Origin of the sequence: Ensifer sp. Root558, assembly GCF_001427045.1 — a bacterium.
Classification (GTDB): Bacteria; Pseudomonadota; Alphaproteobacteria; order Rhizobiales; family Rhizobiaceae; genus Ensifer; species Ensifer adhaerens.
In genome coordinates this window covers 55931-69749 of the sequence record NZ_LMGC01000001.1, presented here as the reverse complement: position 1 = coordinate 69749, position 13819 = coordinate 55931, and the positions used below count along the sequence as shown (strand labels likewise).

At 64.8% G+C, this 13819-nt stretch carries 14 protein-coding genes; 10 read left to right on the top strand and 4 right to left on the bottom strand.

Annotated elements, in window-relative coordinates; translation table 11 throughout:
* Positions 1–77: 77 nt before the first annotated feature.
* Positions 78–1529: a LuxR C-terminal-related transcriptional regulator gene (locus tag ASD63_RS00380; protein ID WP_034792124.1), complete on the top strand. Its 1452-nt coding sequence runs from the start codon at positions 78–80 to the stop codon at positions 1527–1529.
* Positions 1530–1538: 9 nt separating this feature from the next.
* Here the strand turns inward: ASD63_RS00380 and ASD63_RS00375 are convergent, their stop codons facing one another.
* Positions 1539–1880 carry a PAAR domain-containing protein gene (locus ASD63_RS00375; protein ID WP_060515882.1) on the bottom strand — a complete coding sequence of 114 codons (342 nt, stop codon included), beginning with the start codon at positions 1878–1880 and terminating at the stop codon, positions 1539–1541.
* A gap of 54 nt (positions 1881–1934) precedes the next feature.
* A complete protein-coding gene (locus ASD63_RS00370; RefSeq protein WP_029742607.1) occupies positions 1935–2729 on the bottom strand; it encodes a helix-turn-helix transcriptional regulator in 795 nt (264 codons plus the stop codon).
* A gap of 162 nt (positions 2730–2891) precedes the next feature.
* Here ASD63_RS00370 and ASD63_RS00365 point away from each other — a divergent pair, with 162 nt between their 5' ends.
* From ASD63_RS00365 to ASD63_RS00335, 7 genes are all read left to right on the top strand, one after another.
* Positions 2892–4496 (top strand): ABC transporter substrate-binding protein, encoded by a 1605-nt coding sequence (locus ASD63_RS00365; protein ID WP_051659243.1) that lies wholly within the window; start codon positions 2892–2894, stop codon positions 4494–4496.
* 74 nt (positions 4497–4570) lie between these two features.
* On the top strand, positions 4571–6565 hold the full coding sequence (locus ASD63_RS00360; RefSeq protein WP_034792119.1) for a CocE/NonD family hydrolase: 1995 nt from the start codon (positions 4571–4573) through the stop codon (positions 6563–6565).
* Positions 6566–6667: 102 nt separating this feature from the next.
* On the top strand, positions 6668–7162 hold the full coding sequence (locus ASD63_RS00355; protein ID WP_034792117.1) for an HPP family protein: 495 nt from the start codon (positions 6668–6670) through the stop codon (positions 7160–7162).
* On the top strand, positions 7159–7722 hold the full coding sequence (locus ASD63_RS00350; RefSeq protein ID WP_034792115.1) for a TetR/AcrR family transcriptional regulator: 564 nt from the start codon (positions 7159–7161) through the stop codon (positions 7720–7722). Before ASD63_RS00355 ends, ASD63_RS00350 begins: the two co-directional genes overlap by 4 nt.
* Before the next feature lie 159 nt (positions 7723–7881).
* Positions 7882–8346 carry an SRPBCC domain-containing protein gene (locus ASD63_RS00345; protein WP_034792113.1) on the top strand — a complete coding sequence of 155 codons (465 nt, stop codon included), beginning with the start codon at positions 7882–7884 and terminating at the stop codon, positions 8344–8346.
* Positions 8339–9937 carry an MFS transporter gene (locus ASD63_RS00340; protein ID WP_051659242.1) on the top strand — a complete coding sequence of 533 codons (1599 nt, stop codon included), beginning with the start codon at positions 8339–8341 and terminating at the stop codon, positions 9935–9937. Before ASD63_RS00345 ends, ASD63_RS00340 begins: the two co-directional genes overlap by 8 nt.
* Before the next feature lie 112 nt (positions 9938–10049).
* Positions 10050–10469: a GFA family protein gene (locus ASD63_RS00335; protein ID WP_034792111.1), complete on the top strand. Its 420-nt coding sequence runs from the start codon at positions 10050–10052 to the stop codon at positions 10467–10469.
* Positions 10470–10483: 14 nt separating this feature from the next.
* On the opposite strand, the gene ASD63_RS00330 is transcribed toward ASD63_RS00335, so the two are convergent.
* Positions 10484–10885 (bottom strand): ACT domain-containing protein, encoded by a 402-nt coding sequence (locus tag ASD63_RS00330; protein WP_034792109.1) that lies wholly within the window; start codon positions 10883–10885, stop codon positions 10484–10486.
* Positions 10886–11041: 156 nt separating this feature from the next.
* On the opposite strand from ASD63_RS00330, the gene msrA reads away from it, so the two are divergent.
* Entirely contained in the window at positions 11042–11761 is a 720-nt protein-coding gene (gene msrA, locus ASD63_RS00325; RefSeq protein WP_034792106.1) for a peptide-methionine (S)-S-oxide reductase MsrA, read from the top strand.
* Between the two features lie 30 nt (positions 11762–11791).
* On the opposite strand, the gene ASD63_RS00320 is transcribed toward msrA, so the two are convergent.
* On the bottom strand, positions 11792–12715 hold the full coding sequence (locus tag ASD63_RS00320) for an alpha/beta hydrolase (RefSeq protein ID WP_177235698.1): 924 nt from the start codon (positions 12713–12715) through the stop codon (positions 11792–11794).
* Between the two features lie 155 nt (positions 12716–12870).
* Here ASD63_RS00320 and ASD63_RS00315 point away from each other — a divergent pair, with 155 nt between their 5' ends.
* Positions 12871–13779 (top strand): LysR family transcriptional regulator, encoded by a 909-nt coding sequence (locus tag ASD63_RS00315; RefSeq protein ID WP_029742595.1) that lies wholly within the window; start codon positions 12871–12873, stop codon positions 13777–13779.
* The last annotated feature ends 40 nt before the right edge of the window (positions 13780–13819 follow it).

Here is a 13819-nt window from a genome sequence, read left to right as displayed (position 1 = left end):
GGACGCGCAAGAGGCACTGTGGCACCTTGCCTTATGTCGCCATTGAAAACGGCCCGGTCAGATGGCAGGAAGCAGCCATGAACCGTATCCCGACACCACAGGTCGCCACCGAAGCCTTGTCAGACCGCGAGCGCGCCGTGGCCGAGCGTTTTGCCGCCGGCCTGACCTATCGCGAAATCGGCGGGGCGCTGTTTATCGCGCCGTCGACGGTGCGCACGCATCTGGCGACGATCTACGGCAAGCTCGGCGTTCGCAACAAGATCGAGCTTGCCGCCTCGGTCGCGCAGATGGTGGCCGGCAGGACGGCGACCGAGGCGGTCGCGCCGTTGCGCGACGCCGAGCCCGCCTCGCCGACGCTCGCCGTCTTTCCCATTGAAAGCCTCAATCCGGAGGAGCGCTGGCGCCGTTTCGCCGACGGGCTGTCATCCGACATCTGCGTCGATCTCGCGCGCTTCGCCGATCTGCCCGTGATCGCCTTCCACACAATGAAGCTGCTCGGCAACCGGCCGGAAAGCTTCGAAGACCACGTCCAGGCGGTCGGCGCCACCTATGCCATCACCGGGCAGCTGCGCGCGGACGACCGGCGGGTCCGCCTGACGATCCAGCTTTCCGATACCCGCACCGGCATGACGCTCTGGAGCGAGCGCTACGAGCGCACGATGGAGGACGTGCTGACGCTGCAGGACAGCCTCACCGAAAGCGTCATCAACGTGCTCGCCGGCTGCTTCGGCACGCTGGCCGCCATCGGCCGCAAGGCGAGCCGGCAAAAGCCGCCGGGCAGCCTGCAAGCCTATGACTACTTCCTGCTGGGCGTCGAACAGCACAATCGCTTCAGCCCCGATGGCAACGCCGCCGCCATGCAATTGCTGACGCGCTCGATCGAGCTCGATCCGGGGCGGGCGCGCGCCTGGACCGAACTTGCCTATGCCCATTCCATCCAGGCGGCGAACGGCTTCGGCGACGACCTCGAAAGCGCAAGAAAGAACTGGCGCAGCGCCGCCGAGGAGGCGCTGCGGCTCGATCCGACGGATCCGGCCGGCCATACCTGTATCGGCGATTTCAAAGCCTGCATCGGTGATCTGGCGGGTGCCGCCGAGGCCCACGCCCGGGCGCTCGAATATGGCAGGAACAACGCCGATACGCTGGCGCTGCTCGCGGGAGCCAAGGCCCTGATCGTCGGCGATCCCGCCGACGGGATTCCCTTCATCGAGCGCGCCCTCTCGCTCAACCCGCTCGGCCCTCCCTGGTACCACGGCATGTTCGCGCGCGTTCTCTTCGTCGTCGGGCGCTATCGCGCGTGCTTGTCCGCGCTTGAAAAGAGTTCGCAGGAATCGCCGAACACACTGATGTTCCAGGCGATGGCACACGCGTACCTTGGCGAGATGGAGGAAGCGGCAGAGGTCGTATCGCGGCTGCAAACCCAGTTCCCGTCGTTCACGGTCGAGGGCTTCATTGCCGGCTATCCCATCTCCAATCCGCCGGCGCTTTCGGCCGTTCGGGAGGGTGCCCGGTTGGCCAGGCTCGTCTGACGATAGCTGTCACTTCTGCCGGCAATCGACGTCGCCCACCCTCTGCGCCGCCTCGCCTTCGAAGGTCACCGTCGCCTCGCCCTTGGCCGAGCAGTCGCCCTTTTCGCCGCTGCCGGCGCGGAAGTGCACCACCGGCTGGCCTTCGACCATGATGCTCGGCACCACCTCGTAGAGTTCCGGCGGGCAATTGGCGACATCGGAAAGCCTGAGCGCCGGCTGCCCGCCGATCATCACGCTGGACGCACCCGAAAGCGCACAGGACGGGATCGGCGCCCGTGCCTCCTCGGCCTTTGCCGGTGACATCGGCAATGCGAAGCAAAGGCAGGCGATAGCGGCCAAAGCAGATTTCATGATCCCCTCCTCGATCGGTGCGTTCGGCGAAACCTACCACATGGCGACGCCGCCTCAATATTCGGTCGGCACGGTCAAGAGCTCGGCATCGGGCGTATCGAGGAAGGCTCGCACCGTCTGCGGCAGGTGCCGCGAGCCGAAGGACAGCACGCCGCAGCGTGAGAGCATCTGCCGCAGATCCGGCTGCGCCCCGAGCGAGCGCCAGATCATCCGGGACGCGTAAGGCAGGTTTTCCTTGCGCCAGGAGACCCCCATGGTGGTGCCGCGCAGATAGACCCGCTGATGCACTTCGAACGGCAGAAGGATGGTCTGCGCCAGCATCGGCTCGCGCCCGATGCTGCGCTCGGCGATGAAGATGCGGTTTCGCCAGAGAGTGACGAGGCCGACATATTTTGAGAACTGCTGGATCTCGTTTGCGGGATCGCGGATGCGCTCGATCGATTTCACCCGGATCGAGCCTGCCTCCTCGTAGATCCGCGCGCAGGAGCAGACGACCAGCCCCGGCCAGGAGAGCGACACGTGATAGGTCTGGTAGTAGCCGACATGGCGCCGGAGGCCCGCGATGTCGCCCGGGAAACCCTCAAGCAGCAGGCCGGCATCCGAGCGGTCCCGATCGGGGCGCGTCATGCGCGCCTCGAACTGTTTGGCCGGCAACGCGAAGTCTTCGGCCGAAAGCCCGAAGAAGCGGGCAATGCGCGCCACATTGTGCGCCGATGGCCGCGCCTCGCCACCGATGTAGCGGTTGAACTGCTGGCGGTTAATGCCGATTTCGCGGCAGATCTGCGAGATCGACCGTCGCGTCGCACAGGCAAACTTGAGATTGGCGGCGAAGATGTCGATGTCCTGCACGATGCTTTTCGAACCCCATTCAACGCGCTTCCAATCCCTGTCGAACAGGAAGCATTCAGGTAGCGTAAAAGAGCGTAAAGAAGCGTCAAGTCGCGAAATTGTGTGCCGGTCGGCAAACGCTAGGTTTTCCCTAACAAGCATCACTCCAAAGGGAACCCTAGAATGACCGAATTCACGAAGCGTCCTGACGGCCTCCTTATCCCCGCGAGCCTTGCCTCGACCGGCCTCAGCCGGCGCGGCTTCCTGGCCGGCACGGCAGCATTGGGCCTTGCGGCCGGTTTCGGCGGCACGCTCGCCGCCACGGACGCAAGGGCTCAGGAGCCGAAGCGTGGCGGCCATCTGAAGCTCGGTCTCAAGGGCGGCGCCACGACGGACTCGCTCGACCCGGCCGCCTATAGCGGTTCCGTTTCCTTCGTCATCGGTCACCTCTGGGGTGATACGCTGGTCGAATCCGACCCGAAGACCGGCGCGCCCCTGCCGGCGCTTGCCGAATCTTGGGAGCCCTCGGCCGATGCGTCCGAGTGGACCTTCAAGATCCGCGGCGACGTGAGCTTCCACGACGGCAGCAAGCTGACCGTTGCCGACGTCGTCGCCACGCTGAAGCGCCATGCGGACGAAGGCTCGAAGTCCGGCGCGCTCGGGCTGATGCGCTCGATCAAGACGATCGAGGAGAAGGCAGGCAGCCTGGTGCTGACGCTCACCGAAGGCAATGCCGACCTGCCGCTGCTTCTGACCGACTATCACCTGATCATCCAGCCGAAGGGCGGCGTCGACAATCCGGCCTCGCCCGTTGGTACCGGCCCCTACAAGCTTGCAAGCTACGAGGCAGGCCTGCGCGCCACCTTCGAGAAGAACGCCGATGACTGGCGCTCGGACCGCGGCTTCGTCGACAGTGTCGAGATCATCGTGATGAACGACACGACGGCGCGCATCGCAGCACTTTCTTCCGGCCAGGTCCACTTCATCAACAACATCGACCCGAAGACCGTGCCGCTCCTGAAGCGCGCCCCGCGCGTCGAGATCCTCAGGACCTCCGGCAAGGGCTTCTACAGCTTCCTGATGCATTGCGACACCGCGCCCTTCGACAACAACGATCTGAGGCTGGCGCTGAAATATGCGGTCGATCGACAGGCGATCCTCGACCGGGTGCTCGGCGGCTTCGGCACGCTCGGCAACGACTATCCCGTCAACGGCAACTATGCGCTGGCACCCGAAGGCATCGAGCAGCGCGCCTATGACCCGGACAAGGCGGCCTTCCACTTCAAGAAGTCCGGCCATGACCGGCCGATCCTGCTGCGCACCTCCGACGCCGCCTTCCCGGGTGCTGCCGACGCCGCGGTGCTCTTCCAGGAAAGCGCCAAGAAGGCGGGCATCGAGATCGAAGTGCGCCGCGAGCCGGAAGACGGCTACTGGACCAATGTCTGGAACGTGCAGCCCTTCTGCGCCTCCTATTGGGGCGGCCGGCCGACGCAGGATTCGCGCTACTCGACCTCCTATCTCTCGACCGCCGAATGGAACGACACCCGCTTCAAGCGTGAAGATTTCGACAAGCTCCTGCTGCAGGCCCGCTCCGAGCTCGACGAGGCCAAGCGCAAGGAAATGTACCACACCATGGCTATGACGGTGCGCGACGAAGGCGGCCTGATCCTGCCCGTCTTCAACGATTACGTGAACGCCGCCTCGGCTTCGCTCAAGGGCTTCGTCGACGACATCGGCAACGATCTCTCGAACGGCTACGTCGGCAGCCGCGTCTGGTTCGACAGCTAAGCCATTGTGACGAAAGCCGGACGCGGGCTCGCGTCCGGCATTTCCCGAGAAAACAAAGAGATCGTTAGAACCACATGTCAGAGCGCGAATTCACAGTCATCGAAAACGAATGGATCCGGCTGAAGGACGGCACCGAGCTTGCCGCCCGCATCTGGATGCCGGCCGGCACGGAGGCCGATCCGGTTCCGGCCGTGCTCGAATACCTGCCCTACCGCAAGCAGGGCGGCACGAGCCTGCGTGACGAATCCACCTATCCTGTCTTTGCCGCCGCCGGCATTGCCGGCGTGCGCGTCGACATCAGAGGCTCCGGCGAAAGCGAAGGCGTGATCGACGGCGAATATACGCCGCGCGAGCTTTCCGACGGTTGCGAGATCGTCGAATGGATCGCCGCCCAGCCCTGGTCAAACGGCAAGGTCGGCATGATGGGCATCTCCTGGGGCGGCTTCAACTGCCTGCAGGTCGCGGCCTTGAAGCCGCCGGCGCTGAAAGCCGTCATCTCCATCGCCTCGACCGTCGACCGCTACAACGACGACATCCACTACAAGAACGGCTGCCACCTCTCCGCCCAGCTGTCCTGGGCGGCGACCATGCTCGGCTACCAGTCGCGCTCGCCGGATCCCGCCATCGTCGGCGACCGTTGGAAGCAGATGTGGATGGAGCGGCTGGAGAAGGAGCCCTTCTTCATGGAGGAATGGCTGGAGCACCAGCGTCGAGACGAATTCTGGCAGCACGGATCGATCTGCGAAGATTTCGACAGGGTTGGGATCCCCGCGCTGGTCATCGCCGGCTGGGCCGACGGCTACCGCAACACGCCCTTGAAGGCGGTCGAAGGCCTTGGGGACAAGGCCAAGGCGCTGATCGGCCCCTGGGTGCACAAGTACCCGCATTTCGCCTTTCCGAAGCCGCGCGCCGATTTCCACGGCGAGGCGATCCGCTGGTGGAACCGCTGGCTGCGCGACGAGGAAAACGGCGCCGAGAACGGGCCACAGGTGCGCGCCTATATTCTCGACGGGCCCCGCCCGTCGCTCCGGCGTGACAGCGATCCCGGCCGCTGGGTGGCGAAGGACGCCTGGGCAACGCCGGAAATGCAGCTCTTCGGCATCTCCCATGACGGCCGGCTGACGCCGTCGGCCGGCGGCACCGGCATCGGCGAGGTCTACCTGAAATCGCCGCTCGATACCGGCACGGCATCCGGCGAGTATTTCACGCTGAAGCCCGATGCCGAAATGGCCGGCGACCAGCGCATCGACGATGCCGGCTCGCTCACCTTCGAGACGGCACCGCTACTGGATGCCGCCGACTATCTCGGCCAGCCAACGCTGACCGTCGACGTCACCTGCCAGGAGCCTACCGCCAATCTCGCCGTGCGCCTCGTCGACGTGCATCCTGACGGTACCGCCACCCGCGTCGCCTTCGGCGTGCTCAACCTTTCGCATCGCGACGGCAACGCCCAGCCGCGCGCCATGGAGCCCGGGCGCAAGACGCGCATCACGCTTACGCTCGATGCCTGCGGCTACCGCTTCCGCGCGGGAAATCGCATCCGGGTGTCGCTCTCGACCTCCTATTGGCCGCTGATCCTTCCCACCCCGACCGATCCGGGCCTTTCGATCGACACAGCAAGCCTCTCGCTCGCCCTTCCCCTGCTCGGCGCCCACAGGGAGATCGCCGTGCCCGAGCCGGAGAACCCCGACCCGCTGCCAAAGTATCGCGAGCTGACGCGCGGTATTTCGAGCCGCACCGTCGAGCGCGACATGACCCACGGCATGACCCATTACCGTATCTACGAGGACACCGGGCTTTCAGAACATCCGGATACGGGCCTTGCCACCCAGGATATCCGCGACGAGACCTGGTCGATCGCACCGGACGACCCCTCGTCGATGATCGGAACCTCGACCTGGACCTGTGTTGCCAAGCGCGAAGGCTGGTCTGTGCGTACCGTCTCGACCTCGACGCTCCACTGCACGAAAAGCGAGTGGATCACCGAGGCGGAGGTCGTCGCCTATGAGGGCGAGACACGGATTTTCGAGAAGCATTTCAAGAAGCGCATCCCCCGCGACTTCATGTGAAGGGCACGGGCGGCCGGTTCCAACGCGCTGCCCCGCCCCCGCATTGACATCTCACACAAGTCATTGTACCAATCGGTAAAGAGTTTACTAATTGGTACAACCATGCGCCATTTCTTCTCGCGTCATCAGCCTCCCGTTCATATCAACCGCGGCTTGATTGCCGGCATCGGCGGCCTCGTCGCCATCGCCGCCGTCGGCGCCCTCACAGGCCTTGTCGGCCACCCCATGTTGATGGCGCCCTTCGGCGCCAGCTGCGTGCTGATCTTTTCCGTCACGGCGAGCCCGCTGTCGCAGCCGGCCAACGTCGTCGGCGGCCACTTCGTTGCCACCCTCGTCGGCCTGATCCTCAGAACCGTCTTTCCGAATGAATGGTGGGCGGTCGCCATCGCCGTCGGCGCGGCGATCGCGCTGATGGCGGCATTGCGCATCACCCATCCGCCGGCAGGCGCCAACCCGCTCGTCGTCTTCGCCGCCGATCCCGGCTTCGAATTCCTGCTCTTCCCGGTGCTGACCGGCTCGCTTATTCTCGTCGCCGTTGGCGCGCTGTTCCACCGTTTCGCCAAGGTCGAGTATCCGCTCGCGAGGAAGCCCGCATGAGCCGCGTCGTCGCTGAGCGAAAGGACGTGATCGCCATGCTTGCGGAAATCTTCCGCGAGCACGGTTATGACGGCACCAGCCTCAGCCTGATCACCGAGAAGACCGGGCTTGGCAAAGGCAGCCTCTACCACTTCTTCCCCGGCGGGAAGGAGGAGATGGCAGAGGCCGTGCTTGGCGATATCGCCGCCTGGTTCCGCACGCACATCTTCGAGCCACTACGCAATGCGGAAGACCCGGCCGCAGCGCTGGACGCGATGTTTGCCGCCGTCGACGGCTACTTCCGCCAGGGCAGACGCCTCTGCCTGATGGGGGTAATCGCCACGAGCGGCGCACACGACCGCTTCGCCCGCGAACTCAACCGCTATTTCTCCGATTGGCGTGCCGATCTATCCGCAACGCTTGAACGCGCCGGCACACCGGCCGCCGAGTGCGACGGCGTTGCCGAGGAAATCGTCGGCGGCATCCAGGGCGCGCTGATCCTTGCCCGAAGCCTCGAGGACCCCGGCGCCTTCGTCCGGGTGCTGGCCCGCCTCAAGGCGCGCCTGCCCGTATCATCGTAAAAGCAAGCGACCACCCTTCCTCCCCCGCCCAAATTGACAAAAATCAGATCGCGGCTTGAGCCTGCCTTGACAATCGCCTTTTCGCACGGATATTAACCGCTAAGTTAAATAACTCTACGGTTAAAGACTGGGCGTATTGGGGCGCCCAGAGGAGGATTCATGACAGCGGCGACCGCAAACGCAGCACGCAAGGATATCAGCCTGGAAATCGTGCGCGACTTCGAGGCGCCGATAAACCTCGTCTTCAAGGTCTGGTCGACGCCGGAGCACCTGTTGCGCTGGTGGGGACCGCAGGACTTCACGCCGCATTCGGTCAACATGGACTTCCGTCCGGGCGGGGCCTGGCGCGCCTGCATCCGCTCGCCCGAAGGCCAGGACTATTGGATGAGCGGCATCTTTCGCGAAGTGCGCGAGCCCGAGAAGCTGGTCTTCACCTTCGCCTGGGACGAAGACGGCGAGCCCGGCAGCGACACGCTGATCACCGTTTCCTTCGCCGATATCGGCGGCAAGACGCGGCTCACCTTCCAGCAAACACCATTCGAGACCGTCGAAGAGCGCGACTCGCACCAGGATGGCTGGGGCGAGTGCCTCGAGCGGCTCAGGGATTACGTCGACCATGTCTGAGATTTCGAACCTTGAAACCGAAAACGCGCCCGGTCCGAAGGCGACCCGGCGCGAATGGATCGGGCTCGCCGTGCTGGCGCTGCCCTGCATGCTCTATTCCATGGACCTGACGGTGCTGAACCTCGCGGTCCCGCAGCTTGCCGAACAGCTCAAGCCCTCGGCCGCCCAGCTTCTCTGGATCATCGATATCTACGGCTTCATGGTCGCAGGCTCGCTGATCACCATGGGCACGCTCGGCGACCGCATCGGCCGCCGGCGCCTGCTGATGATCGGCTCGGTCGCCTTTGGCCTGGCGTCGATCTTCGCCGCCTTCGCCTGGAATGCCGAGACGCTGATCATCGCGCGCGCGGTGCTTGGTGTCACGGCAGCAACGCTTGCGCCCTCCACCCTCTCGCTCATCCGCAACATGTTCCTCGACGACCGCCAGCGCACGTTTGCGATCGGGGTGTGGATCGCCAGCTTCTCGGCCGGCGGCGCCATCGGCCCCGTGGTCGGCGGGCTGATGCTGTCGCAGTTCTGGTGGGGCTCGGTCTTCCTGCTCGCCGTGCCGGTCATGGTGCTGATCCTCATCCTCGGGCCGATCCTCCTGCCGGAATTCCGCGATCCCGAGGCCGGCCGGATCGATCTCGTCAGCGCCGCCCAGTCGCTCGTCGCCGTGCTTTCGGTGATCTACGGCATGAAGCACATCGCCGAGGCCGGGTTCGATACGATCGCAGTCTTCTTCATCCTGCTCGGCATCGTCGTCGCGATCCTGTTTGCGCGGCGCCAGCTTCGTCTCGCCGATCCGCTGATCGATCTGGCGCTGTTCAGGACGCCGGCCTTCAGCGCCGCCCTTGGTGTCAATATCCTCGGTCTCTTCGTCGGCTTCGGCGCTTTCCTGTTCGTCGCGCAATACCTGCAGCTGGTGCTCGGGCTCACGCCCTTCGTCGCCGGTCTCTGGTCGGTGCCGACGGGTGTGGCGATGATCGTCGCCTCGATGACCGTGCCGATGCTTGCCACCCGTTTTGCCGCCTCCAACCTGATTGCGGCGGGCTTCGTGCTGACGGCGATCGGCTTTGCCATCTGCACCCAGGTCGGCACCACAAGCAGCCCGCTTCTCGTCACCACAGGCCTCGTGGTGCTCTGCCTCGGTTTTGCCCCGGTCGGCACGCTGACGACGGATATGATCGTTGGCTCTGCCCCGCCGGAGCGCGCCGGCGCCGCCTCGGCGATCTCGGAGACCAGCTTCGAGTTCGGCGGCGCGCTCGGCATTGCCGTGCTCGGCAGCCTGCTGACCTCGGCCTATCGCGGCCGCATGGACCAGCTGGTGGTCACCGGCCTGCCGGAGGAAACCGTTGCCGCAGCCCGGCAGACGCTCGGCGGAGCGGTCGCGGTGGCTGCCGACCTGCCTCCTGCAGAAGCCGAACGGCTGCTGACGGCGGCGCGCGACGTCTTCACCCAGTCCTTCGCCTTCACCGCCTCGATCTGCGTGCTGCTATCGCTCGGCACCGCACTCATCGCCTTCCTGCTCCTGCGCAAGGCCAGCGATGACGGTGACGGCAAGGCGCAGGTGGCCGCCGATCAGCCGGCGCATTCGGGCAACGCCGGTTAACGGTGCCCGGCGCCAGACGCCGGGCCGGAAACGCAAAGTAGCGCAATATCAAGCGGCGCCGGCCAGATGGCCGGCGGGCGATGATCTGCGTCCAATCCCAGGGAGGAAACCGATGAAGAAGCTCTATCGCGGCAGCTGCCATTGCAGCGCCATCGCCTTCGAATGCCAGCTTGATCTCGCCGAGGGCATCCGCCGCTGCAACTGCTCCTTCTGCGCCAAGACGCGCATGCAGAAGGCCTTTGCGCTGCGCGAAGAATTCGAGATCACGTCAAGCAAGGACCGGCTGACGAGCTACCGGGCCGACAATTCGAGCTGGATCGAGGGCGACGTCGATCATTATTTTTGCAGCCGCTGCGGTGTCCGGCCCTTCTCGCGTGGCTACCACAAGGATTTCATCGGCCATTTCTACGCGGTCAATGTCGCCTGCCTCGATGGTGTCAGCGACGCGGAACTCGCCGAGGCGCCGATCATCTACGAAAACGGCCGCGATGACGACCACTTCAACGCGCCCGCCGACACGCGCTTCATGTGAGCGCACACGGCCAGTCAGGCGACGGTCAGCGCCCGGAGCGCATCGAGCGCTCGCTCGGCATCCGCTTCCGGCACGAAGATGTGGTCATGGTAATAGGCGGCGATCACATTGGCGCTGATGCCCTCGCGCGTCAGCGCTGCCGAAACGGCCGCCGTCAGCCCCACGGCCTCGAGCGCCGAATGCACGTTGAGCGTGATGCGGCGAAGCAGCGGACCATAGGCGAGCCCGGCCTCGTCGGCGGCCGCGCGGGTAACGACCAGGGTCAGCCCCTCGTCCTCGCGATAGGTGGCAAGCGCCTCCAGCGCCTGGTAGCGCGCCTGATCCTGATAGGCGACGGTACAATAGACGTAGGTCTGCGGAAACAGCACCGGGTTCATCGTCGAAAGCAGTTTCGCGAGATCCGTTACTCCGGCCATGTCATCGTCCCTCGTTCTCGACGCCTCGTGCTTGCCCACTGGTATCGGATCGTCACGTTGGCGTGAAGCACGCGATCGCGATTTGACCGTTGCCAATCCCATGAAAACATGAGGTCATCGAACACCGGCGCTGGAGCCGGGCGACGGGAGGACGCGATGGCGCGCAGCAAGTCGGTACAAACCTCTGACAGATCCCTCACAAGATTGACCGCGGCCTTCGCCGCGTTGCTGGCGTTTTCGCCCATCGCCGCCGCCCAGGAGCCGGCCGTCGTCATCCCGCCGCCGTCACTCGACGAGAAGTCATCCGCTTCGACCGAAATCGCCGTCTTTGCCGGCGGCTGTTTCTGGGGCGTGCAGGGCGTCTTCCAGCACCTTAAGGGCGTGAAGAAAGCGGTCTCCGGCTATTCCGGCGGCACCGCGGCAACCGCCGACTACGAGACGGTGAGCGGCGGCAAGACCGGCCATGCGGAGGCGGTGGAAGTGACCTTCGATCCGCGCGACGTCACCTATGGCCGGCTGCTGCAGGTGTTCTTCTCCGTCGCCCACAATCCGACCCAACTCAACTATCAGGGGCCGGATCACGGCCCACAGTATCGATCGGCGCTCTTTACCGTCACCGATGAACAGAAGCGGATCGCCGATGCCTATATAGCCCAGCTCGGCAAATCAGCCGCCTTCCCGGCAAGGATCGTCACGCAGGTTTCGCCCTTCAAGGGCTTCTACGCTGCCGAGGACTATCATCAGGATTTCCTGACGCGAAACCCGACGCACCCCTATATCGTCTACAACGACCTGCCGAAGATCGAGAACTTGAGAACCCTGTTCCCCGAGGCCTTCCAGGCAAATCCGGTGCTGGTGTTCAAGCCGAAGAGCTAGGCCCGCTTCTCAAACGGACACAGCAGGTCGTCAACGCGTTCCGACAAGGACCGCCACGCCTTCCGCCAGCCGGCGAAACCCGTCGCGCGCGCCCTCGCTCATGTGCCGCGCCCTCAGCCACGCATGGATCATCTGCGGCTCCTCGCGGAAGGTGACGTTCACGCCCGCCATGGCAAGCCGCGCCGCATAGAGGCGGGCATCGTCGCGCAAGGGGTCGAAGAAGGCGCCGGTTACATAGCTCGGCGGCAGGCCCGAGAGATCCGTTTCCGCCAGCGGCGCGGCGAAGGGATTGCCCATCGGCGCCTTGAGGATATCGCGATAATAGCTGACATCGGCGGTCGTCAACCCCGGCGCCTCGGCCATGTCGGCATAGGAACCCGACACGAGATCGCCGCCAAGGCCGGGATAGATCAGCACCTGGCCAACGATGCCGGAAAGCCTTTCCGCCCGTGCCTTGAGAACGATGCCAGCCGTGAGATTGCCGCCGGCGCTGTCGCCGGCCACGACGACCGGGCGGCCGTCGGACAGGAGGTGTTGCAGCACGGCGTAGCTGTCGTCAAAGGCAGCCGGCCAGACATGCTCCGGCGCGAGCCGATAATCGACCGAGACCAGCTCGGCCTGAGCGAAATCCGCAAGCTCGGCACAGATCGCATCATGGCTGTCGAGTGAACCGACGACGAAGCCGCCGCCATGGATGTAATAGATGCGCGTTTCGCTCGAGACCTTGGCCGGCCGGTAGCGCCGGGTCGGGATACGGCCGTCGACGAGTTCATCCATGCGCGTCAGCCCGGCCGGGCTCGGCGCATCGAACTCGGCGCAGAGCGCGTCATACCATTTGCGCTGCTGCTCGATCGAGGCGTCGACCGCGTCGGCGGGATAGAAGTCCTCGCAGCGGCGATGAAAGGCGAGGATCCCCTCCTCTGTCGGCATCGGCCGCTTGGTCACCTGATCCACGTCGTCCTCCCTGCAATCCCGAAGTCGCCTGCAGCTTAGCACCGGCGTGCCGGCTCCCTGTCCGAAAACCGACATGACGGGAAAAAATCGGCGGTCGATCCGGTTGCATCGGCCACCCGCTTGCCAGCCCTGCCTCGCACCTATTAACTCTCGCCATGGCCTTCACTTTCAGACAGTTGCAATATTTCGTCGCCGTCGCCGAACAGGGATCTATCACCCGTGCGGCGCAGAACCTCTCGATCTCGCAATCCTCGATCACCGAGGCGATCAAGGAGCTGGAAGGCGATCTCGGCGTCGAGCTCTTCGACCGGCATCCGCGGGGCCTGTCGATCACCCACAACGGCCACCAGTTCCTGCGCCACGCCACCAAGATCCTCTCCAATGTCTCGGACGCCCGCCGCAGCTTTTCCGACAGCCGCGAGGAAACCGGCGGCAAGCTCAACCTCGGCGTCACCTCGCTGGTGGCCGGTTACGTGCTCTCCGATCTGCTGGCGCGATACCGCCGCGCCTGCCCCGGCGTGGAAGTCAGCGCCATCGAGGACAACGGCTCCTATCTCGAACATCTGCTGATCGGCGGCGAGCTCGATGTCGCCGTCATGGTCATCTCCAACCTGCGCGACCGCATGGCGCTGCAGGCGGAGATTTTGGAGACCTCGCCCTATCGCCTGTGGCTGCCGATCGGCCATCCGCTTGTCAGCGCCGACATCATCTCCGTCAGCGATATCGCCAAGGAACCGCTGATCATGCTGACAGTGGACGAAATCGAGGAGAACACCGGCAAGCTTTTGTCCGCACTTGGCGCCCGCCCGCATGTCGCCTTCCGCACCCGCTCGGTCGAAGCGGTGCGCAGCCTGGTGGCGACAGGCGCCGGCATCGCGCTTTTGCCTGACCTCGTCTACCGCCCTTGGTCGCTGGAAGGCGACCGCATCGAGAGCCGCGACGTGTCGGGCGCGCTTCCCGTCGTGCAGGTCGGCATGGTCTGGCGCAAGGGCTCCGGCCTGCCACAATCGGCACGCGATTTCGTCGGTATCGCCGAAGCGCTGAGAAGCGCCAGACCGCGCTAATTCACTAAATTTATTAGTCTTCTCCCGACACTGGCCACAC

Excerpts from the sequence above, each read along its gene's own strand:
- ASD63_RS00380 (WP_034792124.1), top strand. The coding sequence starts at position 78 with ATGAACCGTATCCCGACACCACAGGTCGCCACCGAAGCCTTGTCAGAC.
- ASD63_RS00375 (WP_060515882.1), bottom strand. The coding sequence starts at position 1,880 with ATGAAATCTGCTTTGGCCGCTATCGCCTGCCTTTGCTTCGCATTGCCG.
- ASD63_RS00365 (WP_051659243.1), top strand. The coding sequence starts at position 2,892 with ATGACCGAATTCACGAAGCGTCCTGACGGCCTCCTTATCCCCGCGAGC.
- ASD63_RS00360 (WP_034792119.1), top strand. The coding sequence starts at position 4,571 with ATGTCAGAGCGCGAATTCACAGTCATCGAAAACGAATGGATCCGGCTG.
- ASD63_RS00355 (WP_034792117.1), top strand. The coding sequence starts at position 6,668 with ATGCGCCATTTCTTCTCGCGTCATCAGCCTCCCGTTCATATCAACCGC.
- ASD63_RS00350 (WP_034792115.1), top strand. The coding sequence starts at position 7,159 with ATGAGCCGCGTCGTCGCTGAGCGAAAGGACGTGATCGCCATGCTTGCG.
- ASD63_RS00345 (WP_034792113.1), top strand. The coding sequence starts at position 7,882 with ATGACAGCGGCGACCGCAAACGCAGCACGCAAGGATATCAGCCTGGAA.
- ASD63_RS00340 (WP_051659242.1), top strand. The coding sequence starts at position 8,339 with ATGTCTGAGATTTCGAACCTTGAAACCGAAAACGCGCCCGGTCCGAAG.
- ASD63_RS00335 (WP_034792111.1), top strand. The coding sequence starts at position 10,050 with ATGAAGAAGCTCTATCGCGGCAGCTGCCATTGCAGCGCCATCGCCTTC.
- ASD63_RS00330 (WP_034792109.1), bottom strand. The coding sequence starts at position 10,885 with ATGGCCGGAGTAACGGATCTCGCGAAACTGCTTTCGACGATGAACCCG.
- msrA (WP_034792106.1), top strand. The coding sequence starts at position 11,042 with ATGGCGCGCAGCAAGTCGGTACAAACCTCTGACAGATCCCTCACAAGA.
- ASD63_RS00315 (WP_029742595.1), top strand. The coding sequence starts at position 12,871 with ATGGCCTTCACTTTCAGACAGTTGCAATATTTCGTCGCCGTCGCCGAA.